At 69.9% G+C, this 24,260-nt stretch carries 22 protein-coding genes, 1 tRNA gene and 1 pseudogene; 9 read left to right on the top strand and 15 right to left on the bottom strand.

Going from position 1 to position 24,260, the window contains the following annotated elements; translation table 11 throughout:
• Positions 1 to 180: 180 nt before the first annotated feature.
• The 4 genes and pseudogenes from rplL to QE388_RS10910 form a co-directional block, all read right to left on the bottom strand.
• Positions 181 to 568 (bottom strand): annotated as a pseudogene (gene rplL / locus QE388_RS10925) (50S ribosomal protein L7/L12).
• Positions 569 to 606: 38 nt separating this feature from the next.
• Complete coding sequence (gene rplJ, locus QE388_RS10920) at positions 607 to 1,122, bottom strand: 50S ribosomal protein L10 (RefSeq protein ID WP_058595389.1); 516 nt, start codon at positions 1,120 to 1,122, stop codon at positions 607 to 609.
• A gap of 417 nt (positions 1,123 to 1,539) precedes the next feature.
• The gene (locus tag QE388_RS10915; RefSeq protein WP_307385302.1) at positions 1,540 to 2,526 is read right to left on the bottom strand and encodes a hypothetical protein; all 987 of its coding nucleotides are present in this window, start codon (positions 2,524 to 2,526) and stop codon (positions 1,540 to 1,542) included.
• Positions 2,527 to 2,748: 222 nt separating this feature from the next.
• Positions 2,749 to 3,150, bottom strand: a complete 402-nt coding sequence (locus QE388_RS10910) for a hypothetical protein (RefSeq protein WP_307385301.1) — start codon at positions 3,148 to 3,150, stop codon at positions 2,749 to 2,751.
• A gap of 102 nt (positions 3,151 to 3,252) precedes the next feature.
• Between QE388_RS10910 and QE388_RS10905 the strand changes: the two genes are divergently transcribed.
• The 4 genes from QE388_RS10905 (at position 3,253) to QE388_RS10890 (ending at position 7,536) form a co-directional block, all read left to right on the top strand.
• Entirely contained in the window at positions 3,253 to 3,927 is a 675-nt protein-coding gene (locus QE388_RS10905; protein ID WP_307385300.1) for a YqaJ viral recombinase family protein, read from the top strand.
• A 99-nt stretch (positions 3,928 to 4,026) separates the two neighbouring features.
• A complete protein-coding gene (locus tag QE388_RS10900) occupies positions 4,027 to 5,721 on the top strand; it encodes an MDR family MFS transporter (RefSeq protein ID WP_307385299.1) in 1,695 nt (564 codons plus the stop codon).
• Positions 5,714 to 6,187, top strand: a complete 474-nt coding sequence (locus QE388_RS10895) for a MarR family winged helix-turn-helix transcriptional regulator (RefSeq protein ID WP_275799981.1) — start codon at positions 5,714 to 5,716, stop codon at positions 6,185 to 6,187. The genes QE388_RS10900 and QE388_RS10895 overlap by 8 nt, the downstream gene beginning before the upstream one ends.
• A 329-nt stretch (positions 6,188 to 6,516) precedes the next feature.
• Positions 6,517 to 7,536 (top strand): NADP-dependent oxidoreductase, encoded by a 1,020-nt coding sequence (locus tag QE388_RS10890; protein ID WP_275799983.1) that lies wholly within the window; start codon positions 6,517 to 6,519, stop codon positions 7,534 to 7,536.
• Between the two features lies 1 nt (position 7,537).
• Here the strand turns inward: QE388_RS10890 and QE388_RS10885 are convergent, their stop codons facing one another.
• Positions 7,538 to 8,425, bottom strand: coding sequence for a LysR family transcriptional regulator ArgP (locus QE388_RS10885; protein ID WP_307385297.1), 888 nt, complete (start codon positions 8,423 to 8,425; stop codon positions 7,538 to 7,540).
• Positions 8,426 to 8,494: 69 nt separating this feature from the next.
• Between QE388_RS10885 and QE388_RS10880 the strand changes: the two genes are divergently transcribed.
• Together QE388_RS10880 and QE388_RS10875 are read left to right on the top strand one after the other, a co-directional pair.
• Positions 8,495 to 9,154 (top strand): LysE/ArgO family amino acid transporter, encoded by a 660-nt coding sequence (locus QE388_RS10880; protein WP_307385296.1) that lies wholly within the window; start codon positions 8,495 to 8,497, stop codon positions 9,152 to 9,154.
• A 107-nt stretch (positions 9,155 to 9,261) separates the two neighbouring features.
• Positions 9,262 to 9,537 carry an acylphosphatase gene (locus QE388_RS10875; protein ID WP_307385294.1) on the top strand — a complete coding sequence of 92 codons (276 nt, stop codon included), beginning with the start codon at positions 9,262 to 9,264 and terminating at the stop codon, positions 9,535 to 9,537.
• Positions 9,538 to 9,550: 13 nt separating this feature from the next.
• On the opposite strand, the gene QE388_RS10870 is transcribed toward QE388_RS10875, so the two are convergent.
• From QE388_RS10870 to rplK, 6 genes are all read right to left on the bottom strand, one after another.
• Positions 9,551 to 10,591 carry a nitronate monooxygenase family protein gene (locus QE388_RS10870; protein WP_307385293.1) on the bottom strand — a complete coding sequence of 347 codons (1,041 nt, stop codon included), beginning with the start codon at positions 10,589 to 10,591 and terminating at the stop codon, positions 9,551 to 9,553.
• 90 nt (positions 10,592 to 10,681) lie between these two features.
• Entirely contained in the window at positions 10,682 to 11,467 is a 786-nt protein-coding gene (locus QE388_RS10865) for an amino acid ABC transporter ATP-binding protein (RefSeq protein WP_307385291.1), read from the bottom strand.
• Entirely contained in the window at positions 11,454 to 12,119 is a 666-nt protein-coding gene (locus QE388_RS10860) for an amino acid ABC transporter permease (RefSeq protein WP_275799991.1), read from the bottom strand. The genes QE388_RS10865 and QE388_RS10860 overlap by 14 nt, the downstream gene beginning before the upstream one ends.
• Before the next feature lie 135 nt (positions 12,120 to 12,254).
• On the bottom strand, positions 12,255 to 13,061 hold the full coding sequence (locus QE388_RS10855) for an amino acid ABC transporter substrate-binding protein (RefSeq protein WP_307385289.1): 807 nt from the start codon (positions 13,059 to 13,061) through the stop codon (positions 12,255 to 12,257).
• A 180-nt stretch (positions 13,062 to 13,241) separates the two neighbouring features.
• On the bottom strand, positions 13,242 to 13,934 hold the full coding sequence (gene rplA, locus QE388_RS10850; RefSeq protein ID WP_058595376.1) for a 50S ribosomal protein L1: 693 nt from the start codon (positions 13,932 to 13,934) through the stop codon (positions 13,242 to 13,244).
• Positions 13,935 to 13,945: 11 nt separating this feature from the next.
• Entirely contained in the window at positions 13,946 to 14,377 is a 432-nt protein-coding gene (rplK, locus tag QE388_RS10845) for a 50S ribosomal protein L11 (protein ID WP_058595375.1), read from the bottom strand.
• A gap of 444 nt (positions 14,378 to 14,821) precedes the next feature.
• Between rplK and QE388_RS10840 the strand changes: the two genes are divergently transcribed.
• A complete protein-coding gene (locus QE388_RS10840) occupies positions 14,822 to 15,781 on the top strand; it encodes a hypothetical protein (protein ID WP_307385288.1) in 960 nt (319 codons plus the stop codon).
• Between the two features lie 492 nt (positions 15,782 to 16,273).
• Here QE388_RS10840 and nusG read toward each other — a convergent pair whose 3' ends face one another.
• From nusG to QE388_RS10825, 3 genes are all read right to left on the bottom strand, one after another.
• On the bottom strand, positions 16,274 to 17,455 hold the full coding sequence (gene nusG / locus QE388_RS10835) for a transcription termination/antitermination protein NusG (RefSeq protein ID WP_307385286.1): 1,182 nt from the start codon (positions 17,453 to 17,455) through the stop codon (positions 16,274 to 16,276).
• Positions 17,456 to 17,515: 60 nt separating this feature from the next.
• Positions 17,516 to 17,791, bottom strand: a complete 276-nt coding sequence (secE, locus tag QE388_RS10830; protein ID WP_058597563.1) for a preprotein translocase subunit SecE — start codon at positions 17,789 to 17,791, stop codon at positions 17,516 to 17,518.
• Between the two features lie 43 nt (positions 17,792 to 17,834).
• A tRNA-Trp gene (locus QE388_RS10825) sits at positions 17,835 to 17,907 on the bottom strand.
• A 255-nt stretch (positions 17,908 to 18,162) separates the two neighbouring features.
• Between QE388_RS10825 and QE388_RS10820 the strand changes: the two genes are divergently transcribed.
• Positions 18,163 to 20,040 (top strand): HSP90 family protein, encoded by a 1,878-nt coding sequence (locus QE388_RS10820; protein WP_307385284.1) that lies wholly within the window; start codon positions 18,163 to 18,165, stop codon positions 20,038 to 20,040.
• A complete protein-coding gene (locus QE388_RS10815; protein WP_307385283.1) occupies positions 20,037 to 22,820 on the top strand; it encodes a hypothetical protein in 2,784 nt (927 codons plus the stop codon). The genes QE388_RS10820 and QE388_RS10815 overlap by 4 nt, the downstream gene beginning before the upstream one ends.
• Before the next feature lie 63 nt (positions 22,821 to 22,883).
• Here QE388_RS10815 and QE388_RS10810 read toward each other — a convergent pair whose 3' ends face one another.
• Complete coding sequence (locus tag QE388_RS10810; protein WP_307385282.1) at positions 22,884 to 24,245, bottom strand: NAD-dependent succinate-semialdehyde dehydrogenase; 1,362 nt, start codon at positions 24,243 to 24,245, stop codon at positions 22,884 to 22,886.
• Positions 24,246 to 24,260 lie beyond the last annotated feature (15 nt).

Below are 24,260 nucleotides of genomic sequence, written 5' to 3'. Positions count from 1 at the left end.
ACGACCTCATCAGGAATTCCCAGGGTTCTTTCGTTGCCATCGTGTGAACACGTGCCGCAACGAAAGAAGGTCCGGATGCCATTGGCATCCTCGGACCCCGCTCTCTTGACAACGAAGAAGGTCCGGATGCCAGTGGCATCCGGACCTTCTGAATCGCGTTGCTGCGACCGTGAAGCGAAATTACTTCAGGGTCACCGAAGCGCCGGCCTCCTCGAGGGCAGCCTTGGCCTTCTCGGCGGTCTCCTTGTTCGCGCCCTCGAGCACGGCCTTGGGAGCGCCATCGACGACGGCCTTGGCCTCGCCGAGGCCGAGCGAGGTGAGCTCGCGGACGACCTTGATGACCTGGATCTTCTTGTCACCGCGCGGCCTCGAGGACGACGTCGAACGAGTCCTTCTCCTCGGCCTCTTCGGCGGGGGCAGCGCCACCGGCGGCGGGGCCGGCAACGGCCACGGGGGCAGCAGCGGTGACGTCGAAGGTCTCCTCGAACGCCTTGACGAACTCGGAGAGCTCGATGAGGGTGAGCTCCTTGAACGCGTCGAGCAGCTCTTCGGTGCTGAGCTTAGCCATGTTGTATCTCCTTGATCGGGTTAATCAGCCGGGCCGGGTCAGGCCGCGGTGTCCTGCTTCTCGCGCAGCGCGTCGACCGTGCGAACGGCCTTCGACGGAAGCGCCTGGAAGACGTATGCCGCCTTGGTCATCGTCGCCTTCATCGCACCGGCGAGCTTCGCCAGCAGGACTTCACGGCTCTCGAGATCGGCGAGCTTGTTGACCTCATCCGCGGTCAGCGCGGCGCCATCGAAGTAGCCGCCCTTCACCACGAGCTGAGGGTTAGCCTTGGCAAAGGCACGCAGGCCCTTCGCGACGGCGACAGGGTCACCGTGCACGAACGCGATGGCGGACGGGCCCTTGAGCTCGTCATCCAGTCCCGTGACCCCCGCCTTGGCAGCGGCGATCTTGGTCAGCGTGTTCTTCACCACGGCGTAATCCGCGTCCTGACGGATGTCGTTGCGCAGCTGCTTGAGCTGGGCAACCGTCAGACCGCGGTACTCGGTCAGCAGAACGGCGGTCGAGTTCTCGAAGTTCTTCGTGAGCTCGGCGACCGATGCATCCTTCTGCGCCATGGCCACTCCTTGTGTGTACGAGGCGCTCCGCGGAGGCGGGGCGCCGGCCGAAGACACCGGGGTCCGGACAAAAAAGAAGAGCTCCGGCGCAGGCGCACGGAGCTCGGAAGAGGTTCGTTTACCTGCGTAGGTCCTCCGCTTTTCAGCGAACGCTTCGATCGGTGTGCGAGCACTCCGATGACCGACGGTCTTTGGCTTGGCCTCTACTGTACCCGACGCCGCGCTCCCCCGCCAATCCGGTGCCGCCCGCGCTGGCCCGTCCGCCCGCCCCCGTTCCGCGCGCCCAAGTGACCCGCGTTCGCCGAAATGACACGCGCTTCCCACGCAACCCGGGTCATCTCGCGTACCACCGGTCATCTCGACTTCCCGCCGGGGCGTACGCGGCCGCATTCCGAACGGCCCACACGGGGTCGCGGATCAGCGGGGCGGGCGCACACCGAAGGAGGCAAGGCGAGCGGCGAGTGTCTCGGGCGTGCGAATGTCGCCGAACCCGCCTCGACAGAGGCGCCATTGTGTCGTTCCGCGGATCCAGTCCTCACGACGCTTCTCGTCGAGCAAGACGGTCTCGATGGACCGGCCGCCGCGCATCGTGGCATCCCTGTACTTGACCTCGCCATCGAACTCCCAGAAGGTCCGCACATCGCGAAGCCCGATGTCGACGAAGTACGTCGAACCCTGAGGTCCCGCGACGGCGACCTGCAGGTCGATCTCTCGGAATCCGATGCGGTGCAACTGCAGCCGACTGACGCTTTCGCCGGGAAGCTCTGCGCGACCGTCGGCGAACTCGATGACCTCGCGCGCCCGTCGGATGCCGCGCGACCCGGCTGCGCGATGCGCACGCTCCCGCATGCGCTCGCGCCACGCCTCTTGAGCTCCGGGATCGAACCGGTGCGACGACACCACCTCACGCCTCAGCGCCGCATCAGCGCACGTGAGCGACATCTCGAGCGGGGCCGTGCGCGCGACATCGAACACCGTACGGTCCAGGCTCGTGCAGGCGATGCCGTCGATCGTTACGACGTCGTCGTCGGGGAGCGCGTCGAGATGTCGACGAAGGCCGGCGCGACTGGACCCTCCGATCGCGCCTGCGAGTGTCACCTCCACGGGACGGTCAGCGAAGCGATACTGCGGCAGGCCGTGGATGACCGCCGCAGACAGGTGAGACACCACTGCGGACCCCCCGCGGGTCGCCGACATGGCAGCAGCGACGGCGACCCGGTGCCGCTCAGCTGGAAGCCGCGCGAGATGTACCTCACGCTCGACGTAGACACCCGGCTGCAGACGAAGCCACGGCCCCGCTTTCGACGCGAGAGACAGAACGCTCGCAGGCACACCACGAGAGAGCAACAGCTCGCGGGAGTACATCCCGGAACCGAGGCCCCACCACAGCTGCTCCGATCGCATTCCCCGATGCTCTGGCATCCTGATGCACGCCCGCTCGCCTGCGGTCGGGATCCGTGGACAGCCGGCTCCCGCCGCCGCCTGTGCAGGAACCCTTTCCGCACCCCCGTCCCTCGCCGAGATGACCGTCGTTCGCCGAGAAGACCCGCCATGACGGCGAAACCCAGGTCATCTCGTGAAACGCCGGTCATCTCGCGACACCGCCGCGACCGGCCACCCACCCGATCAGGAAACGCGCGGGGCCGGGAGCAGCGCCTGGGTCATGCGCACGATGCGCGTGGGCGTCCGGGCGCCGAGCCACACGGTGCAGACCGGAGACTCCCCGCACGCCCACTCGGCGCACCAGGCGTGGATCGCCTGCGCCAAACGCTCGCCACGCGGACGGATCCGGCCGCCGACCGAACGATCGAGCCAGCTCACCCGCGCGTCGCCCGCGTCGAACGGCTCGACCTCCCGCACCCCCGACATCTCGATCGCGATCGTCACGTGCGCCGCGGGCGACAGCGCGGCGGCGATCCGCCGCATCTCGGGCAGATTCCTCGCGTCGCCGCCCAGGAGCACGGCCCCCTCGAGCTCGCACCAGCATCCACCGTCGGGGCGACGGAGGTGCTCGGCATCCGGAGTCATGACCTCAACTTAGGTCACCCTTACTTCGATGACAAGACCCCGGATGCCGACGCGCCGAGCGTCACAGGAGATCCGCCGTCGAGCGGGGTTAGGGTCGAACGCATGTCCCCCGAGCTCGTCGCCTCCCGCAGCGCCGACCTCGACGCCCGGATCGTCGCGGATTCGCGTGATCGCGTCGCCTGGATCCGCGCGCGTTCGCGCGGGATCACCGCGACCGACGTCGCCACCCTGACCAGCCCGAACGCGATCGCGCGCGCAGCGGATGCCAAGCTCATGGGCTCGAACTTCTCGGGCAATGCCTTCACGGCGCACGGTCGTCGACGCGAGCCCGAGATCGCCGCGTGGGTGGCCGCGACGCACGGCATCCAGCCCTCGTCAGCCCTGTATCACGCGGTCGTCGAGAAGCGGCACCTGGCCACTCCCGACGGCGTCGTCGTCGACAGCGAGGGCCGCGTCGTCCTGGCCGAGATCAAGACGACCAACAAGGCCTGGCGCTCGATCCCCCGCACGTACATGCGGCAGATCTGGTGGCAGCAACACGTCCTCGGCGCGGAGCGGACCCTCGTGGCGTGGGAACAGCACGACGGATTCGTGCCCCTGCACGACGAGCCGCGCTGCCAGTGGATCGACCGCGACGAGCGGGAGATCGCCAAACTCGTGGGACTCGCGACCTCGCTCATCGACGAGCTCTACCGCCGCACCATGCAGGCGCGCCAGCCGGCGCCGACACGGCAGGAACCCACGGAGAGGTATCGCGCCCTCGCGCTCCTCGATTAATAGTTGACGCAAGTCAAGCATCAGGCGTATCGTTGACGTCAGTCAACTAATCGCGCCATCGTCGTCGCGGCATCCGTCCCCCTTTTCGTGGAGTTCCGCATGGCAACCACCTCCGTCGACGCGCCCGCGCAGCGGCGCGTCCTCCCCGCCCTCATCGGGCTGCTGCTCGGCACGTTCGTGTCGATGCTCGCCTCGACCGTCGTCTCGACGTCGCTGCCCGTCATCGTGCACGACCTGTCGGGCGACCAGAACGCCTACACCTGGGTAATCACGGCCACCCTGCTCACCACCGCGATCTCGACCCCCATCTGGGGAAAGCTCGCCGACCTGTTCAACCGCAAGGTGCTCATCCAGGTCGCCATCGCGATCTTCGTGCTCGCCACCGCCGCGGCCGGATTCTCGCAGAACACCGACATGCTCATCGCGTTCCGCGCGGTGCAGGGCCTCGGCGCGGGTGGCCTCGCCGCCCTCAGCCAGGTCATCATGGCCGACATCATCAGCCCCCGTGAGCGCGGTCGCTACATGGGCCTGTTCGGTGCGGTCATGGCCGTCGCCACCGTCGGCGGGCCGCTCCTCGGCGGTGTCATCACCGACGCCTTCGGATGGCGCTGGAACTTCTTCGTCGCCCTCCCCTTCGCCGTGGCTGCGCTCCTCATCCAGCAGCGCACCCTGCACCTGCCGGTGCGCGCGAAGCGGACCGTGAAGATCGACTACCTCGGCATCGTGCTGCTCTCGACCGCGGTCTCGCTCATCCTCATCTGGGTCACCAACGCCGGGAAGTCCTTCGACTGGGCCAGCACCGAGACCATGCTGATGGTCGGCGGCGCCGTCATCGCCGCGGTCCTGTTCGTCGTCGTCGAGCTGCGCTCCTCCGAGCCGCTCGTGCCGCTCACCCTTTTCCGGGATGCCACTTTCACCCTCGCCACGATCGCCTCGATCGCGACGGGTCTGGCGATGTTCGGCACCTCGGTCTTCCTCAGCCAGTACATGCAGATGGCCCGCGGCGCCACGCCCACCGAGGCCGGCGTCATGACCATCCCGATGATCGGCGGCCTGCTGGTCTCGTCCATCGTGGTCGGCGCGCTCATCTCGCGCTTCGGCCACTGGAAGCCGTTCCTCATCGCCGGTGGCGTGCTGCTGATCGCGGGATCGTTCCTGCTGTCGACGATCCACTACGACACGAACTTCGCCCTCGTCTCGCTCTACATGTTCTTCCTCGGCGCGGGCGTCGGCATGACGATGCAGAACCTCGTCCTCGTCGTGCAGAACACCGCGAACCCCACCCAGATGGGCGCGGCGAGCTCGGGCGTGACGTTCTTCCGCAGCCTCGGCGGCACGATCGGCGTCTCGGTCATGGGAGCCGCCCTCGCCAGCATGGCCACCAGCCTGTTCACCGACCGGGCCGAAGACCTCAAGACCGCGATCATGGGCCTCGGTGCGAACGGCGCATCCGTCGCCCAGTCCCTGCAGTCGGGCACCATCCCGCAGGTGTCGACGCTGCCCGACAGCGTGCGCGTCATCGTCGAGGACATCTACGCCCAGTCGATCGCCCACTCGTTCCTGATCGCGGTGCCGGTCGCCGTGGTCAGCCTCATCGCGATCCTCTTCCTGCCGAACCGTCCGCTGACCCGCATGACGACCACCGAGCGCGTGGCGGCGAGCGAGGCGGACTTCGCCACCGTGTCGGTTCCGGCGGGCATGTCGACGCTGGCCGCGACCGGTGCGGTGCCGACTGAGGATGCCACTCCCTCCCGCCGCGCACGCCGCGAGGCTCAGATGGGAGAGGATGTCTGACGTGACGAGCGAACCGAACGACGAGCGCCGTGAGGCTGTGCAGGCCCTGGAGGCGTCGTTTTCGGAGCTCATGACCGTGTTCCGCCGCTTCGTCTCCGAGGCGGCGGAACGCGTGAGTCCCGGGATGCTCCCCGCGACCTTCAAGGCCCTGTCGGTCGTGAGTCGCTTCGGACCGCTCACCCTCTCCGCCCTGGCCGAGCGACTGACCGCGGACAAGGGGTTCCTGAGCCGGGCGATCAGCGAGCTCGAGGACCTGGGTCTGGTGACGCGGGCCCCCGACCCCAACGACGGACGCTCCCGCCTGATCTCGGTCACGGAGTTGGGTCACCAGCGCCTCGCCGACGCCCGCGCTCCGCACGAGAGCAGACTGTTCGAGGCGTTGGCGGACTGGTCGGTCGACGACATCCAACACCTCTCGACGCTGCTGCACGCCCTCGCCGTCGGCGAGGTCCCCGCGAGCGACTGAGCGCCGCACGCCCGTTCGGGCCGACCGCGCGTTCGCTGCGAGCGGCCCGGCTTTCGCTGAGTGTGCGAAACACCCGGATGTCTTTTCGGTGTCTTTTCGGATCGCCCGGGTGTCGTGGACACTCGAGCGGCGCGTTCACGCCCGCCGCGCGCTCTCGGAGGCCCGAGGAGCAGACGCCCGCGGCGTGGGCAGACCGCACAACGCCCCGGCCAGGCGCTGAACGGCCCGTCGCGACACGGTGACCGAGGTGTAACACCGCGGAGACAATCGCGCGATTGACTGGGGGAACCGCGGCGGTGCCGCCGCCCGTACGCGAGAGAGAGCGCCCGATGAGATTCCGATCGACGCGTCCCGAGACGAGCATCGACCCCGCCCCCGCGGTCCCCGACACGATGCGGGCGGTCGTCTTCGATGCTCCCGGCGCCGCCGACGCGCTGCGGGTCGCCGAGATCGCGGTCCCGACACCCGTGCTCAGCGAGGTGCTCATCCGGGTGGTCGCCGCCGGCATCAACCCCATCGACGCCAAGACCCGCGCGGGCCGCGGAATGTCGGGCGCGATCGACGCGTGGCCGTCCGTTCTCGGGCTCGACGTGTCCGGAGTCGTCGTGAAGGCCCCGTTCGACGCGCACCCCTTCCCCGTCGGCACGGAGGTGTACGGCATGGCCGCGGTCCCCCGCACGCCCGGCGGTTACGCCGAGTACGCCGTGGTCCCCACCCTGTCGCTCGCGCGCAAGCCCGCCGCCCTGTCGTACGTCGAGGCCGCGGGCGTCCCGGTCGCCGCGCTCACCGCGTGGGGCCTCGTGGTCGAGACCGCTCTCGCCCACCAGGGTCAGCGCATCCTCGTGCACGCCGGAAGCGGCGGAGTGGGGCACTTCGCGGTCCAGTTCGCCGCGTACTTCGGCGCACACGTCATCGCCACGGGGTCTCCCCACAACCTCGACTGGCTGCGCGACCTCGGCGCCGCCGAGGTCGTGGACTACACGTCGACCCGCTTCGAAGACGTCGTGGCCGACGTCGACGTCGTCATCGACCTCATCGGCAACGTCGCCGACGAGACGGGAACGCGATCGCTCGAGGTGCTGCGTCCCGGCGGTCTGCTGATCGAGGTGCCGACCGGCGCCTGGCCGGGATTCCGCGAAGCGGCCTCGGCGCGTGGCATCCGGTCCACCGATTACAAGACGATCCCCGACGGCGCAGCGCTCGCCACGATCGGTCGCCTGATCGACTCCGGTGCCGTGCGCGTGTTCATCGACCGGGTCTTCGACCTCGATGACGCAGCCGCCGCGCATACCGAGCTCGAGCGCGGACACACCCGCGGCAAGATCGTGCTGCACGTCAGCGACGACTGACTCAGCCGTTCGCGAGCACCCGGCGTCCTTCCTCGACGACCTCCTCCGCGATGTCGTCGAGGAGGGAGGACGTGAGATTCCACTGCTGCCAGAACAGCGGCACGTCGATCGGATCGTCCCCGAGGCGCACCAGCGTGCCCTCGGCCAGGCCGGCGGCCGACTGGAAGCGCGGCAGCAGCCCCCATCCGAGGCCCAACTCGACGGCGGTGGCGAAGTCCTGGGATGCCGGAACCCGGTGCCGCGGCGGGGCCCCCGCCGCCACTCCCCGACGCACCAACCACTGCGTCTGCAGGTCGTCGCGACGGTCGAAGTCCACCACGGGCGCGTCCGCCAGCGAGGCCGCATCGACCCCGTCGGCGAACCAGCGTGCCGCGAACGACACCGTCGCCACCGCTTCGTATCTGAGGACGCCGAGCCGACGCACGCGGCATCCCGCAACCGGGGTCTCACGCGAGGTGACCGCCGCCATCACCGTGCCCGCCTCGAGGAGGCCCGCGGTGAAATCCTGGTCGTCGCGGTGCAGATCGAACACGACCGGTCGACGGGCCGCCACGCGCGCCAGCGGCGGCAGGAACCACGTGGCGAGCGAGTCGGCGTTCACCGCGAGCGGGACGGATGCCACGGCCCCGTCCTCTGTACCGATCGCAGTCAGCGCATCGTGCTCGAGCAGCGCGAGCTGGCGCGCGAGGCGCACCACCGCGTCTCCGGCCTCGGTCGTCCGCACCGGCTTCGACCGGACGAGCACGACGCGACCGAGCTGGTCTTCGAGCGCACGGAGGCGCTGACTCACCGCGGACGGAGTGACGTGCAGGCGACGGGCCGCGGCATCCAGGGTTCCCTCCTCGACGACGACGGCCAGCGTGCGGGCGAGATCGAGGGGAATCGACATGAAGCGATGCTAATGGCCCATCAGAATCCTGAGCTGGGCTTTCGTTCCGCGCACCCCTATCGTCGGAGCGTGCTCGCTCCCCTGCTCGCCGGTCTCGGCCTCGGCTTCTCGCTCATCGTCGCCATCGGCGCGCAGAATCTGTTCGTCCTGCGCCAGGGTGTTCGACGTGAGCACCTGTTCGCCGTCGTCGCCGTCTGCGCGGTCTCGGACGCGATCCTCATCCTCCTCGGCGTCTCGGGAATCGGGCTCGTGCTGCAGGCGGTCCCCTGGCTCATCGTGGTCGTGCGCTGGGCCGGTGCCGCATTCCTCGTCGGATACGGCGTCCTCGCCGCTCGGCGGGCCGTGCGTCCGAGCGGCGAGACGCTGCGCATCGACACCGCCGCGTCCCCGTCGATTCCGGATGCCGGAGCCACGATCGTGCAGACCCGCCCGGCCCGCACGACCCTCGTCGCAACCGTGCTGACCTGTCTCGCCCTCACCTGGCTGAACCCGCACGTCTACCTCGACACGGTGTTCCTGCTCGGCTCGGTCGCGTCCACTCACGGTGACGGGCGGTGGGCGTTCGCGCTCGGCGCGTGCGTGGCGAGCCTCGTGTGGTTCTCGGGCCTGGGCTTCGGTGCCCGCTTCCTCGGGCGATGGCTCGATACGCCGCGCGCGTGGCGCATCCTCGACGCGATCATCGCCGTGGTCATGTTCGCGCTCGCGCTCTCGCTCGTGCTCCCGCACTGAGCGGCGATCGCGTCCGTTCCACCATCGCCAGGTTCAGGGCGGTTCGCGCGCCCCGACGTGACGAACGCGCCCCGAGCTGCCGGAAGCTCGGCGACGAGAATGGACCCATGCGAACAGTGGCCATCACGGTGCACGGACGGGTGCAGGGTGTCGGGTTCCGGTATGCCCTGCGCGAGGAGGCGCAGCGCGCGGGCCTGCGAGGGTGGGTCCGCAACCGACGCGACGGCACGGTCGAGGCTCTGCTGTCGGGCGATCCGGCGATCGTGGAGGACGTCCTCGCGTGGGCGCATCACGGCCCACCGTCGGCCGCGGTCGATCGGGTCGAGGTCGCGGTCAGCTCCGAGACGGCCCCCGACGCCTTCGAGATCCGCGCGACCGTCTGACCCGCGCGGTCACCTAGCCAGGCAGCCCCGCGCGGAGTTCCGCGAGCACCTGGGACGCGTCGTCGAGACGCGCGAGACCCGCGGACTGCCCCGCCCACAGCGACACCAGGTCGTGCTCGCCCGCCGCAGCCGCCGCGGCGCGGAACACCCCGGTCAGCCAGTTCTGTGCGGGGAACGGCGCGATCATCCCCGTGGCCTCGAGGTCGCGCATCGCGCGGTTCGGGATGCCGCGCGCCAGCCGTCCGCTCATCGCTCGCGTCAGCACGGTGTCGACGTCAGCCGCCGCAGCGATCGCGTCCCGGTGACCCGCGGTCGCGGCCGACTGGCGAGTGCGCAGGAACGCGGTCCCGACCTGCACTCCGGCCGCACCAAGCGCCAGGGCCGCCGCCACCCCGCGTCGGTCGGCGATCCCCCCGGCCGCGATCACGGGAACGTCCACCGCGTCGACGACCTGCGGGATCAGCGCGAACGTGCCGACGAGCGACTGCGCGGGGTCCCGCAGGAACGACACGCGATGCCCGCCCGCTTCCGCTCCGGTCGCGACCACCGCGTCGACCCCCGCCGCATCGAGGGCGACCGCTTCGGCGACCGTGGTGGCCGTACCGAGGACGCGGATGCCGAGGTCCCTCGCGCGAGCCAGGGTGGCGGCATCCGGAACCCCGAACACGACGCTCAACACGTCGGGTCGCGCGGCGAACACGGCGTCGAGCTGCTCGTCGAGGGGCGGAAGGAAGGATGCCGGGGGCACGGGTGGCGCGACATCCGCGGCCGCGTACAGGGGCGCCGCACCGCGGAGGAAGGGGTCGACGTCGACGTCGACGGGGGTGACCTCGTCGCCGCGCGGGAGCCAGAGGTTCACCGCGATCGGCCGCGATGTCGCCGCCCGCAGAGCAGCGATCGTGTCGTGGATGCGGTCGGGCGTGTATCCGTACAAACCGTACGAACCGAGGCCGCCGCTGTCGCTGACCGCCGCGGTCAGAGCGACCGAGGAGAGGCCGCCGAAAGGACCGAGGACGATCGGCACGTCGATGCCGAGCAGGTTCTCGAGGCGCATGCTCCGACGCTACCCGGGCCGACGCGCGTCCGCTTCGGCGGAGCCAGCCCCGCGATCGCGCGACGAGGCAACCGCGGCGACGGGCCGGCGTCAGGCGGGATCGGGGCCGTCGAGGGGGCGCAGCAGGCGGTTGAGGAAGCGCTGCGTGCGCTCCTTCTTCGGCTGGCGCAGCAGCTCCGATGGCGCACCGCGCTCCACGATCACGCCCTCGTCGAAGAACAGGACCTCGTCGGCGACCTCGCGCGCGAAACCGAGCTCGTGAGTGACGATGACCATCGTCCAGCCCTCGTTCGCGAGCTCGCGCAGCACGGTCAGCACCTCGCCGACGAGTTCGGGGTCGAGAGCACTGGTGGGCTCGTCGAAGAGCAGCAGCTGCGGCTGAAGCGCCAGGGCGCGCACGATGCCGACGCGCTGCTGCTGTCCGCCGGAGAGTTCCGAGGGGTACGCGTCGCGCTTCTCGGTCAGTCCGACGCGGTCGAGCAGCGTCACGGCGCGCGCGACGGCCTCCGCTCGCGGGACACCGTGCGCCTGCACCGGCCCCTCGATCACGTTCTGCAAGACCGTGAGGTGCGGGAAGAGGTTGTGGTGCTGGAAGACCATCGCCGAACGGTCGCGCAGAGCCATGCGATCGGCTTTGCTCACACGTCCCGCGAAGTCGACGCTCGGTCCTCCGTCGAACGCCACGACACCGGCATCCGGAGTCTCCAAGCCGTTGAGGCAACGCAGAACCGTCGTCTTGCCGGAGCCCGAGGGGCCGATCAGCACGAGCACGTCGCCGCGGCGCACCTCGAGGTCGACGCCGTCGAGCACGCGGTTGGCGCCGAAGCTCTTCTCGAGGCCCGTGACCTGCAGCAGAGGAGTCTCAGTGGGCGACATGGCGGTCCAATCTCTTCTCGAGCGCGTTCTGCCCGAACGACAGCACCAGGCAGAACAGCCAGTAGATCAGAGCCGCCTCGAGGTAGACGGCCATGAACTCGTACGAGAACGCGGCGATGTTCTGCGCCTGACGGAACAGCTCCGAGACGAGGATGAGGGATGCCAGCGAGCTGTCCTTCACGAGCGAGATGAACGTGTTCGACAGCGGAGGCACCGAGACGCGAGCCGCCTGCGGGAGGATGATGCGCGTCAGCGTCTTGCGCGGCGAGAGCCCCACGGTGTGAGCGGCCTCCCATTGCCCGCGCGGGACCGACAGGATCGCGGCGCGGATGACCTCGGCGGCGTACCCGCCGACGTTCAGCGAGAACGCGATGACGGCCGCGGGGAACGGGTCGATGGTGACGCCGACCGCGGGCAGGCCGTAGAAGATCACGAACAGCTGCACGAGCAGCGGCGTGCCACGGATGATCGAGATGTAGAACCGGGCGAAGCCGGAGAGCACGACGTTGCGAGACAGCCGGAGCAACGCCATGAGAAGCGCGATGACGAGGCCGATCGCGAACGAGGCCAGCGACAGGGGGATGGTTCCCCGCAGTCCCGCCAGCACCATCGGCCAGAACGAGTCGAGCATCAACGACCAGACGTCGTTCATGGGCCTCCTTCTTCACACGGGCGGGGCGCCCGCTTCACACGGGCGCGTGCCCGGGATCCATCACGCGGGGGCGGACCGCCCCGCTCCACGCTAGAGGTGAGGAGAGGGCGGTCCGCGGGGCTTTACAGCGCGTGCTTACTGGGTGACGTCCTCACCGAAGTACTTCTGGCTGATCTCCGCGAGCGTGCCGTCGGCGCGAAGCTCCTCGAGAGCACCGTTCACGGCCTCCGCGAGCTTGTCCTGGCCCTTCTTGAACGCGAAGGCGCTCTCGGACGTGTCGTCGGTCTGGGCCGCGATCTTCAGGCCCGTGGGGCTGTTCGTCTTCTCGTAGTCGAGGTAGGTCAGCTGGTCGTTGATCGTGGCATCCACACGACCCTGCTTGAGCAGGGCGACGGCCTGAGCCCAGCCCTCGACGGCCTCGACCTGCGCGCCGCTCTGGGTCGCGAGCTCGTACCAGTTGCTCGTGAGCGACTGGGCGGTGGTCTTGCCCGCGAGGTCGGCGAAGCTCGAGATCGAGGTGTCGCCCTCCGTGGTCACGATGACGCCGCGCGAGACGGTGTACGGGTCGCTGAAGGTGTACTTCTGCTGACGTTCCGGGTTGATCGACACCTGGTTCGCGATGACGTCGAAGCGCCCGGCATCCAGGCCCGCGAAGATCGCGTCCCACTGCGTCTCCTGGAATTTCACCTCGAGGCCGAGCTTGTCGCCCACGGCCTTCGCGATCTCGACGTCGAAGCCGGTCAGGTCACCCGCGCCCTCGTGGAACGAGAACGGGCGGTAGGTGCCCTCGGTCGCGACCGTCAGGGTGCCGTCCGAGACGAGGCCGTACTCCGATCCCGCACCGGGGGTCGCTCCAGAAGTCGTGCCGCCGTTGCAGGCGGTCAGCGCGAGGGCGCTCAGACCCAGGGTGGCGGCGAGGACGGTCAAACGGCGACGGGGCATAGCTGTTCCTTGGTGGTGGGGGTGGGGGGTGAGGCGCGAAGGCGCCTTCCAGCACAACACGGAGCGCAGTGGGAGTCTTCCCGGATGACGTCGTGTTGCACGTCCGTGCAGCTGCGGAGTGCTGCTGACACGCGGAAGCCCCGCCGGCGCGAGGCGCAGCGGGGCTTCCGGTGACGGTCGTCAGACGAGGACGTTGACGTCCAGCGGGATGCCGGGACCGAACGTGGTCGAGACAGCGCCCTTCTGGATGTAACGGCCCTTCGAGCTCGACGGCTTGAGGCGGACGATCTCCTCGAGCGCGGCCTTCAGGTTCTCGTCGAGCTGCTCGGCCGAGAACGACGCCTTGCCGACCACGAAGTGGACGTTGGCGTGCTTGTCGACACGGAACTCGATCTTTCCGCCCTTGATCTCCTCGACGGCCTTGGCCGGGTTGGGGGTCACGGTGCCGGTCTTGGGGTTCGGCATGAGGCCGCGGGGTCCGAGGACCTTACCGAGGCGACCGACCTGGCCCATGAGCTCGGGCGTGGCGACGGCCGCGTCGAACGCGGTGTAACCGCCGGCGACCTTCTCGATGAGCTCGGTGCCACCGACCTCGTCGGCGCCGGCGGCGAGAGCCGCCTCGGCCGCGGGGCCGTTGGCGAAGACGATGACGCGCGCGGTCTTACCCGTGCCGTGGGGCAGGATGACCGTGCCGCGGACCATCTGGTCGGCCTTGCGGGGGTCGACCGAGAGCTTCAGCGCGACCTCGACGGTCGAGTCGAACTTCTTCGAGCCGGTCTCCTTCGCGAGGGCGACGGCCTCGGTCGGGGTGTAGAACGTGTCGGGCGCGACCTTCTCAGCGGCGGCCCGGTATGCCTTGGACTTGGTAGCCATTGTTATCTCCCTCAGTCCTCAACCGTGATGCCCATGGAACGGGCGGTGCCGGCGATGATCTTCGAGGCGGCCTCGATGTCGTTCGCGTTCAGGTCGGGCTGCTTGGTCTCGGCGATCTGACGCACCTGCTCCTTGGTGAGCTTGCCCACCTTGGTCGTGTGCGGGGTGGCGGAGCCCTTCTGCAGGCCGGCGGCCTTCTTGATGAGCTCGGCCGCGGGGGGCGTCTTCAGGATGAACGTGAAGCTGCGGTCCTCGTACACCGTGATCTCGACGGGGATCACGTTGCCGCGCTGCGACTCGGTCGCGGCGTTGTAGGCCTTGCAGAACTCCATGATGTTGACGCCGTGCTGACCGAGCGCGGGGCCGATCGGCGGCGCCGGGTTGGCGGCACCGGCGTTGATCTGGAGCTTGATCAGGCCGGTCACCTTCTTCTTGGGTGCCATATCCTTTTCCTCTCTCGAGCGGGTGCCTCGCGGCTCCCTCTCTCCCGCACGTCCGGCGGTTCCGGACAGCGGTCGTCGCCGTGCTGACGCACGAGCAACCTTCACATCATACGCCACGTCGCGGCATCCGGTGTCCGGCGTCTGGCGTCTGGCGTCTGGCGTCTGGCGTCTGGCGTCTGGCGTCTAGCGTCCGGCGTCGCGGGTGGGCGGGGTCACGGCGCGGGTGGGTGCCGGGGGGCGGGGCCGCGTCGCTGGCCGGCGGGGCGGTCCGCGGCGCGGGTGGGCGGGTGCGGCACGGCGGTTCCCCCACGCATAAACGCTATCCGCGCGCAGAAACGCGATGTGCACGTGTTTCTGTGCGTGAATCGCGTTTATGCGGCGACCGCGCCGGTGGTTATCCACAGGCGTCCCGAGCGGCGCGCGAGAACGTGGCACCCTCGCGGAATGGACACCGCACCCCGGGCGCTCCGCGCCTCGCCCGCACCGCTGATCGTGGCCTCGGGCGCGCCGCGATCCGGACCGCCACTCTGGCGCGACGAGTCGATGCTGCGCGTCCGCTCGGGTGTGTACACCGTTCGTACCGCATGGGACGGCCTCGCACCGTGGGAGCGTTACCTGGTGCGAGTCCACGCGTTCGCCGTGGCACGAAGAGATGCGGTGTTCTCGCATGAGTCCGCCGCGGCGCTGGTCGGACTGCCGGTGTTCGGGGAGCCGCGCATGATCCACATCTTCGACGGACGTCGCGCGCGGTCGGTGTCTTACGGCGACGTCACCGTGCACACGAGCGCTGATCCGCGATCGACGTGCGAGGTGGCCGGCATCCGGATCACGACCATCCCGAACGTCGTCGTCGACCTCGCGCGCGCTCTCCCCCCGGCGCTCGGGCTGGCGGTCGCGGATGCGGCGTCACGGACGTTCGGCTTGGACGCCGAACAGTTCCTGGAACGTCTGCTCGAACAGAGCAACACGTTCGGAGTGCGCCGGGCGCAGTGGGCGCTGACGCGCGCCGTCCCGATGGCCGAGTCGCCGGGAGAATCGATCAGTCGAGCCGTCATCGAGTGGTGCGGGTTCCCCGCTCCGGCGCTTCAGACGGAGCATCAGGTCGCGGGGCGCACGTATAGGTCGGACTTCTGCTGGCCGGAACATCGAGTGATCGGCGAGAGCGACGGGTGGTCGAAGTACGGCCTGCATGATCCCGCTGCGGCTGCTGAAGCGCTGCGCGCGGAGAAACAGCGCGAAGACGCCCTTCGCCGACAGGGGTGGCGCGTCGCACGCTGGGACTACGCGGGCGCTATCGGGGTCGACGCCCTGCGCGACGCGCTGCTCGCGGCCGGGTTGCGTCCGGTGCGACGCCCCGACCTCGCAGCCCTTTCAGCCGTGGGTCGGAACCCGCGCTCGACGTGAGCCCTCGGCGTGCCGCGCGGACCGAGGGGGCAGAAGCGAAGCCCCGGTCGGCCGGGTCACCCGCGCATAAACGCCGTCCGCTCACAGAAACGCGTGCAGAGCGCGTTTATGTGAGCGGATCGCGTTTATGCACGCCGGAACGGCGGCGCGCCCGCTCCGGAACGGCGGCGCGCACAGTGCGCGGCACACGACACGTCCCCGGGGTCGCGCCGGGGCCCGGCGGCGCTAGCGACCCCGCCACACGTGCGGAAGCCGCGCATAAACGCTGTTCGCCCACAGAAACGCGTGCACAGCGCGTTTATGTGAGCGGATCGCGTTTATGCGCAGCCCACGCCGCGACCGCACCCGCGGCGGAGTCTCCACCGAGGCCGCGCGTGCGGGAGCCCTCACGCAGCGAGGCCGCGCGCACGTCCGACGCGGGACGAGCCGCGGGGAACGGCGAACGCCCCGCCGGCGGGGCCGGACGGGGCGTTCGCGGGGACGCGCGGGGCGTCAGATCATCTTGGTGACCTGGTCGAACGACAGCTCGACCGGGGTCTCGCGCTCGAAGAGCGACACGAGCACCGTGAGCTTGCCGCTCTCGGGCTTGATCTCGCTGATCGTGCCGGGCAGACCCGCGAACGAGCCTTCCTTGATCGTGATGGTCTCGCCGGTCTCGAAGTCGACCTCGGCCGGGATGGAGCGCGTCGCGACCGGAGCGCCCTTGGCGGCACCCGCCTTGGCCGGAGCGGCTTCTTTGACCTCGACGAGGCTCTTCAGCATGTTGAAGGCCTCTTCGAAACGCAGCGGCGTCGGGTTGTGAGCGTTGCCCACGAAGCCGGTGACGCCGGGGGTGTGGCGGACGACCGACCAGGTGTCTTCGTTGAGGTCCATGCGCACCAGCACGTAGCCGGGGATGCGCACGCGGTTGACCATCTTGCGCTGGCCGTTCTTGATCTCGACGACGTCCTCCATGGGGACCTCGACCTGGTAGATGTCGTCCTCGACCTCGAGCGTCGACTTGCGCTGCTCGATGTTGGCCTTCACCTTGCGCTCGAAGCCGGCGTAGGAGTGGATGACGTACCACTTGCCGGGGAGCGAACGCAGCTCGGAGCGGAACGCCTCGTAGGGGTCGGCGTCTTCGTCGATCTCGTCGACGTCGGTCGCCGCGTCGGCGGGAGACTCGGTCCCCACAGCCCCTCCACTCGCCGCTTCCGCGTCGAGCGGAGCCTCCGGCTGCGTGGGCCCAGCCTCGACCTCGTCGACCACGCCTGCGGCGGCCTGCACCTCGTCGACGAACTCGTCGTCGAGGACCGGCGCGTCGGGCTCGCCGTTGATGTCGGGACCGTCGTAGGGGGTGACCTCGTCGGCGGCTTCGGCGGCCTCTTCGGCCTGCTCCTCAGCGAGGGCGTCGTTCAGGACCTCGGCGGCGGCCTCGGCCTCGCTGGTCTCGTCGATCTCGAGAGCGTCGTTCACGATCGCGTCAGCCTCCGGGTCGGTGATGTCGATGTCGTCGAGGTCGTCGTCGGCATCCGCGTCGTCGGCGTCGTCCACGACGTGGACGGCGGTGTGCTCAGCCGCGTCGGAGGCGTGCTCCTGCGAGGCGAGCACGTTGCCCTCCTGGGCTTCGTCGTCTTCGCTGGACTGCTCGGCAGCCGTCGCCCAATCGGCGTCGTCGACATATCTTTCAGACACTGATGATCTCTTCCGTTGAAGTGCGACCGCTCGTGGGGCCGCTCGTCGCCGTAGCGCCGGTCAGGCGCCGGCGGTGCTCGGGACGCCGAAGACGGCGCTGGTCAGCCACACGAACAGCAGGTCGAGGCCGTACACGAGCGCCATCATCACGACGACGAACCCGAGGACCACGAGGGTGAACTTGATCAGCTCCTGCCGCGTGGGCGTGACGACCTTGCGCAGCTCCGTGAAGACCTGACGGATGAAAAGAGCGATCCGCGCGAAGAAGTTGAGCTTCTTCTCGCGGGGCGCGCCGCGGTCAGCGACGACCTCGCCCTTCGCCTCGTCCTGCGTCATCGAACCACCTAGGTCGCTATTCGTTGCCAGCGTGTGCTGTGCGCAGGGCGGACAGGAATCGAACCTGCAACCTGCGGTTTTGGAGACCGCTGCTCTGCCAATTGAGCTACCGCCCTAAGATCCGGATGGATCCAGGATTCGAAACCCGGCACGCCTTCACCACGGATCTCTCGGGGAGGGATGCCGCTGTGCGCGAGGCACGGCGAAAGAATGCAGATTTCGACTGCACTGCAAGTGTACGGCATCGGGCGCACCGCCGACGAACTCCCCCACCCCGCCGCACCACGCGGAGGGGCTCCTGGATAGGCTGGAGGGTGGTCGCCATTCTGGCCCCCGACACTGCGGCGACCGGTGAGGATCGAGGACCACGGATGCCTTCGCAGACCCCCGCCCAGCAGTTCCAGGTCGATCTGCGCGGCGTGATCGACCTGTTGAGCCGCCACATCTACTCGGGTCCCCGCGTGTTCCTCCGAGAGCTCCTGCAGAACGCCGTCGACGCGATCGCCGCACGCCGAGAGGTCGACGGGGCGGGCGGGCGCGTCCGCATCACGCCGGTCAGCGCGGCATCCGAAGAATTCGTCCTGCGCGACGACGGGGTCGGTCTGACCCCCGACGACGTGGCGGATCTGCTCGCGACCGTCGGCCGCAGCTCCAAGCGCGACATGTTCGACCTGCCGCGCTCCGACTTCCTCGGGCAGTTCGGCATCGGGATGCTGTCGTGCTTCATGGTGTGCGACGACATCGTCATCCGTTCGCGCAGCGCGCACGGCGCGGATCCGGTCGAGTGGGTCGGTCACGCCGACGGCACCTTCGAGGTCGGCCCCGGCGCCGATGACATCCCCGTGGGAACGAGCGTGCACCTGCGACCGCGCGGCGACAGCCGCTCGCTGCTGAGCACGGCGACCATCGTCGAGCTCGCCGAGACGTTCGGCCGCTATCTTCCCGTGACGGTGAGCGTCGACCTCCCTTCGGGCGGCGAGACGACCGTCACGGCGCCTCCCCCGTTCCTCGGCGACGACCGCGAGGAACAGGCGGCATATGGCCGAGAGCTCCTCGGCGCCGAGCCGCTCGCGGTCATCCCCCTGTCGGTGCCCGCCACGCAGACGCGCGGCTTGGCGTTCGTGCTGCCGTTCGCCCCGGCATCCACCGCCCGCCAGAGCACACGCGTCTACCTCCAGCGCATGCTGCTCACCGAGAGGGCCGAGGATCTGCTGCCGGACTGGGCGTTCTTCGTGCGGGCCGTCGTCGATTCGGCGGGCCTTCACCCCACCGCGAGCCGCGAGGCCCTCGTCGACGACGACGCGCTCGAGCAGACGCGGACCGAGCTGGGGGATGCCGTGCGCCGGTGGATCCTCGACCTCGCGCTGAGCGATCCCCTGCGTCTGGCGCAGTTCGTCGGCGTGCACGAAGTGGCCCTGAAATCGCTCGTGCGTCACGACGACGAGCTGGCGCGCTTCATCGTGCCGTGGCTGTCGGTCGAGACGAACGTCGGGCGACTGCGCATCGACGACCTCGTGCGGCGTTCCTCCCCCGTCCGCTACGCGGAGACGGTCGAGGCCTTCCGGCAGGTCGTGAGCGTCGCGCCCACGGGGACGACGCTCGTGAACGGCGGCTACCTCTACGACGACGAGTTGATCCGGCTGCTTCCCGAGGTGTTCCCCGACGTGCGTGTCGAAGCCGTCGACGTGGCCGACGAGATCGATCGGCTCGCTCCCCCGCCGCTGGACCAGCGCGCCGCCGTGGTCGCGCTCGAGAGCCGCGCGCGGGACGCGCTCGCGACCGTGGAGGTCGTCGTGCGTTCCTTCGAGCGGCCCGAAGCCGCCGCGCTCTTCGTCGCCGACCCCGAGGTGTTGCGCGCGCTCGATCGCGGCCGGGCCCGCAGCGCAGGCGGGGCACTGTGGGCGGGCGTCCTCGATCGAGCCGAGCGCGCCAGCACGCGCGGACGAGACGAGACGCGGGCCGCCCCATCGTCGCGCCTGTGCCTGAACTGGACCAACCCGACCGTGCAGCGTCTCGCGCACGCTCCCGAGGGCCGGGCGTTCAGCGCCGGCGTGCAGGTGCTGTACGTGCAGGCGCTGCTCGCCGGGCATCATCCCCTCGGCACCGCGGATCGCGCGTTGATGTCGTCGGCTCTGGCCGACCTCGTCGACCTCGCCACCTCGCCGGCCCTCACGCCCGCCGCGAAGCCGCAGCCCGGCGACGGCGGCCCGACCGTCTCACCCCGCATCTCTCCGGAAGGATCCGCATGACCGCCGCCGTCGAAAGCATCCGCGCCCTGTTCGACGAGATCGACCGGACGCCCTGGGGACCGAAAGAGAGGGCTCTCGTCGCCGAGGCGGTCGCGCGAGCGCAGGAGAGCGGCGACACCCGGCTGGAGTACGAAGCGCGCCTCCGGCAGACCTCGAGCGCCAACATGATCGGCGACACCGATCTCATGCTGACCTCGTTCGCCTGGTGCCTCGCGCAGCACGAGTCCGACCCCGAGCGGTTCCCCGCGGAGCTCGAGCCCGCGGGTGACCTGCTGTGGCAGTACAAGTGGATGGCGGGTGCGCTGCGCGGTTCGCCGGAGTTCGCGAGCGAGCAGATCGAAGCGGTGCTCGACGACATGGAGCAGCACTACCGCCGGGCAGGCGTCGGCCTGAGCGGCGCGCTGATGGCCCGGTTCGAAGACGCGTGGGCGGCGGGCCGCATCGACGAGGCGGCCGCGCTGCGCGAACGCCTCGAGGCCACACCGCGCGACGACTACAGCCACTGCGACGCGTGCGTGCGCAGCCAGTTCGCGGGCTTCTTCGCCGAGACCGGACGCGAGGACGAGTCGATCCGCCTCGTCGAGGAGATGGTGGAGGGCGGATTCACCTGCGGCGAGGAGCCCGAGCGCGCCCTTGCTCTCGTGCTGCTCCCGCTGTTGCGCGCCGGACGGTTCGAGGAAGCCCGTTCCTTCCATTCGCGCAGCTATCGCCTCGCTCGCGACAACCCCGACAACCTCACGATCATCGCCGACCACGTGGTCTTCTGCACCGTGACCGGGAATGAAGCGCGCGCTCTCAGCCTGATCGAGAAGCACCTGCGCTGGCTGACCCACGACGGTCTCAACGCGGAGGCTCATCAGGAGGCCCTGACCGCCTTCGGCCTGGCACTGGATGCCGTGACCCGCGCGGGCCACGGCGACACTCCGGTGCGGGGATCGGATGCCGCGGAGCTCGCGCCGCTGTTCGGCTCGCGCGACGCGGAGCTGACGGCATCCGATCTCGCCCTTCTCTGCTGGGCTCGGGCCGAGGAGATCGCGCGGGCCTTCGACGAACGCAACAGGACCGACGCGCACGCGCGGCGCCTCGAGCGCACGCGCGCTCTGGCCGACGAGCACTACGACGTCCCGCTGTCGTCCGGGGGTTTCGCGGCTCCGGTGTCGGCGCCTCGCGAGTGGACGCCCGCGGAGCGGCGCGTGCGCGCACGAATGCTCGGAGCTCTCGGCACCGCCTCGTCGATCGACGCGATCGCCGACGTGCTCGACGACGCCGACGCTGCTGACCGTGTGCCCCTGACCTTCCAGCTGCTGCGCGGCCTGCTCGCGGAGGAACGCGTGGACGACGCCGCGCAGGTGCTCGCCGCGCGGGTGGATGCACTGCGCGCCGTCGGCGACGAGGCGCGAGCCGACCTCGAGGAGAAGCTCGGCCCTGCCCTCTTCGGGAAGGACGACGTGTTCGCCGCCCGCGCGCTCTCGGAGCACCCGGATGCTCCGGCGGGGGTACGAGGTCAACTCCTGACGATCGTGGCGTACGGGCACATGGTCGCCGGCCGTCTCGATGAGGCCCTCCGCACGGTCCGCGAGGCACGCGAGCTCCACGCACAGGTGGGCGACATCGATCGTGTCCACGCGCTCGCCCACACGGAAGCCGACATCCATCGCGAGAAGCAGGCGCCCGCGGACGCGATCGCGGTGCTCGACGACCTCCTCGCGGATGACCGACTGGAGGTCGGACGGCGAGTCCACGTCCTGACCGACCGCGCGGTGCTCCGAGAGTCCCTGGGGGACCCCTCCCGCGGAGCCGACGACGCCGACGAGGCAGCTCGACTCCTCCTCACGTGGGACGCCGACGGGCCGGTGGTCGCGACCGCGCTCTCGCTGGGGGCTCAGTTCGCCGAGCGCGCCGGCCAGAACGAGCGCGCCGTCGCGAGCTACCGCGTCGCGGTCCAGCGCCTCGAGGCCGCCAGCGAGTCGACGGTCGCCTTGCGGTACGGACTCGGCCGCGCACTCCTCGCGACGGGCGCCGCGCACGAGGCCGTCGAGGTGATCGACGAGGTCCTGCAGGACGAGACGGCGGCCGGCGAGGCCCCCGGGTCGCGCGCGATCACGGTCGGTCTGCTCGCCCGCGCGTTCGAGCACGCCGAGGAGTGGGGCAACGCGCTGCGCGCGTGGGAGATCACCGCCGACCTGCACGAAGAAGCGGACGAACCCGCTCGCCGCGCCTCGGCACTCGTCGCGTGGGCCCAACTGCTCGGCCGCCTCGGCGAGACGGACGAGTCGGTCGACACCCTGACCACGGCGGTCGAGGTCGCGCGAACCGACCCCGAGAACCGGGGGATGCTCGCGGACGCGCTGCACTCTCTCGCGCAGGTCAAGGCGTACCGGGGCGACGACGACGCTCTCACCCCCCTCGACGAAGCGATCGAGATCGGTCGCGCGGACGACGCGCCGTGGCTCGTCGCCGATCTGCTCGACACGCGCGCCCGCTTCCTCGCGAACGCGGGTCGGGTCGACGAAGCGGTGGCCTGCGCACTGCAGGCGGCCGACGGGTTCCTCTCGGTCGGCGGCGCCCCGCAGGCGGGCGGTTCCGAGTTCGTCGCCGCGCGTATCCTCCTCGGTGCCGAGCGCACCGAGGAAGCCGTCGCGGTCCTGCGTTCGGCGCTCGAGCACGCGGCCGACGAGGAGCAGCTGCGCCAGGCGGTGGCGATCGACCTCGGGGACGCGCTCGAGGGCCTCGGCCGCCACGGCGAGGCCGCCGAGGTCCGGAGCACCCTGCCCGCCTGACGCCCCGCGGAAAACGAGAAGACGGCGGCATCCAGAAAGGATGCCGCCGTCTTCTCGTCGGCGTCAGGCCGTGCGGATGAGCTTCTTGTTGACGAACTCGTCAGCCGCCAGCAGACCCAGCTCCCGCGAGGTCCCGCTGCGCTTCACTCCGCCGAACGGGAGCTCCGGGGAGTCGGCGAGCACGAGGTTGACATAGACCATGCCCGCCTCGAGCCGGTCGGCCACGCGCGCCGCCTGATCGGCATCCGTCGTGAACACGTAGGAACCGAGACCGAAGCTCGTGTCGTTGGCGAGGGCGACCGCCTCGTCTTCGCCCGAGACGCGGTAGACCGTGCCGACCGGACCGAAGAACTCTTCGCCGTACGCGTCCATGTCGCTCGTGACGCCGGTGAGGACCGTCCCCGGGTAGAAGGCGCCGTCGCGCGTGCCACCGACCTCGATCTTCGCGCCCTGGGCGACCGCACGCTGGACCTGCTCGTCGAGGCGCTCCGCGGCGGCCAGCGACGAGAGGGGGCCGAGAACCGTGTCCTCGGCGAACGGGTCGCCGACCTTCGCCTCGCCGAGGGCGGCGGTGAACTTCTCGAGGAACGCGTCGTACAGGTCGTCGACGACGATGAAGCGCTTGGCGCCGTTGCAGGACTGGCCCACGTTGTCGAGGCGGGCATCCACGGCGGCCTGGACCGCGGCATCCAGATCGTCTGTGGACAGCAGGATGAACGGGTCGGAGCCGCCGAGCTCGAGCGCGACCTTCTTGAGGTGGCGACCGGCGATCTCGGCGACCGCAGACCCGGCCCGCTCGGAGCCGGTGACCGAGACGCCCTGGACGCGGCGGTCCGCGATGATGGTCGCCGCCTGGTCGTTGCTCACGCGGACGTTGACGTACGCCCCCTCGGGGAGCCCCGCGTCGCGGTAGATCAGCTGGAGGGCCTCGGCCGACTCGGGGCACTGGGGTGCGTGCTTGAGGAGGATGGTGTTGCCCACCGCGAGGTTCGGCGCGGCGAAGCGGGCCACCTGGTAGTACGGGAAGTTCCACGGCATGATGCCGAGGAGCACTCCCAGTCCCGCGCGGCGGATCACCGCGGTGCCCTCACCGAGGATGTCGATCGGGGTGTCGCCGGTGATTCTGTCGATGTTGTCGGCGTAGTACTCCGTGATGTCGGCAGCGAAGTCGACCTCACCGAGCGCGGCTTCGAGGGGCTTGCCCATCTCGCGCACGATGATCGCGGCGAGGTCGTCGCGACGTTCGCGGTGCAGCTGGGCGACGCGGCGCAGCCCCTCGGCGCGCTCGGCGGGCGCGGTCCGCGACCAGACGCGGAACCCGTCGTGGGCCGAGGCGATCGCGGCTTCCACTCCGGCGTCGGACAGGGTGTCGTACTCGGCGAGGGTCTCGCCCGTGGCCGGGTTGACGACGGCGTAATCGCTCATGGGTGTCGGTCCGTT

The organism is Microbacterium sp. SORGH_AS_0969 (assembly GCF_030818255.1).
GTDB lineage: Bacteria > Actinomycetota > Actinomycetes > Actinomycetales > Microbacteriaceae > Microbacterium.
This window is presented reverse-complemented; position numbering and strand designations above follow the sequence as displayed.

Coding starts and splice junctions, on each gene's coding strand:
- rplJ (WP_058595389.1), bottom strand. CDS start 1,122: ATGGCGCAGAAGGATGCATCGGTCGCCGAGCTCACGAAGAACTTCGAG.
- QE388_RS10915 (WP_307385302.1), bottom strand. CDS start 2,526: ATGCGATCGGAGCAGCTGTGGTGGGGCCTCGGTTCCGGGATGTACTCC.
- QE388_RS10910 (WP_307385301.1), bottom strand. CDS start 3,150: ATGACTCCGGATGCCGAGCACCTCCGTCGCCCCGACGGTGGATGCTGG.
- QE388_RS10905 (WP_307385300.1), top strand. CDS start 3,253: ATGTCCCCCGAGCTCGTCGCCTCCCGCAGCGCCGACCTCGACGCCCGG.
- QE388_RS10900 (WP_307385299.1), top strand. CDS start 4,027: ATGGCAACCACCTCCGTCGACGCGCCCGCGCAGCGGCGCGTCCTCCCC.
- QE388_RS10895 (WP_275799981.1), top strand. CDS start 5,714: ATGTCTGACGTGACGAGCGAACCGAACGACGAGCGCCGTGAGGCTGTG.
- QE388_RS10890 (WP_275799983.1), top strand. CDS start 6,517: ATGAGATTCCGATCGACGCGTCCCGAGACGAGCATCGACCCCGCCCCC.
- QE388_RS10885 (WP_307385297.1), bottom strand. CDS start 8,425: ATGTCGATTCCCCTCGATCTCGCCCGCACGCTGGCCGTCGTCGTCGAG.
- QE388_RS10875 (WP_307385294.1), top strand. CDS start 9,262: ATGCGAACAGTGGCCATCACGGTGCACGGACGGGTGCAGGGTGTCGGG.
- QE388_RS10870 (WP_307385293.1), bottom strand. CDS start 10,591: ATGCGCCTCGAGAACCTGCTCGGCATCGACGTGCCGATCGTCCTCGGT.
- QE388_RS10865 (WP_307385291.1), bottom strand. CDS start 11,467: ATGTCGCCCACTGAGACTCCTCTGCTGCAGGTCACGGGCCTCGAGAAG.
- QE388_RS10860 (WP_275799991.1), bottom strand. CDS start 12,119: ATGAACGACGTCTGGTCGTTGATGCTCGACTCGTTCTGGCCGATGGTG.
- QE388_RS10855 (WP_307385289.1), bottom strand. CDS start 13,061: ATGCCCCGTCGCCGTTTGACCGTCCTCGCCGCCACCCTGGGTCTGAGC.
- rplA (WP_058595376.1), bottom strand. CDS start 13,934: ATGGCTACCAAGTCCAAGGCATACCGGGCCGCCGCTGAGAAGGTCGCG.
- rplK (WP_058595375.1), bottom strand. CDS start 14,377: ATGGCACCCAAGAAGAAGGTGACCGGCCTGATCAAGCTCCAGATCAAC.
- QE388_RS10840 (WP_307385288.1), top strand. CDS start 14,822: ATGGACACCGCACCCCGGGCGCTCCGCGCCTCGCCCGCACCGCTGATC.
- secE (WP_058597563.1), bottom strand. CDS start 17,791: ATGACGCAGGACGAGGCGAAGGGCGAGGTCGTCGCTGACCGCGGCGCG.
- QE388_RS10820 (WP_307385284.1), top strand. CDS start 18,163: ATGCCTTCGCAGACCCCCGCCCAGCAGTTCCAGGTCGATCTGCGCGGC.
- QE388_RS10815 (WP_307385283.1), top strand. CDS start 20,037: ATGACCGCCGCCGTCGAAAGCATCCGCGCCCTGTTCGACGAGATCGAC.
- QE388_RS10810 (WP_307385282.1), bottom strand. CDS start 24,245: ATGAGCGATTACGCCGTCGTCAACCCGGCCACGGGCGAGACCCTCGCC.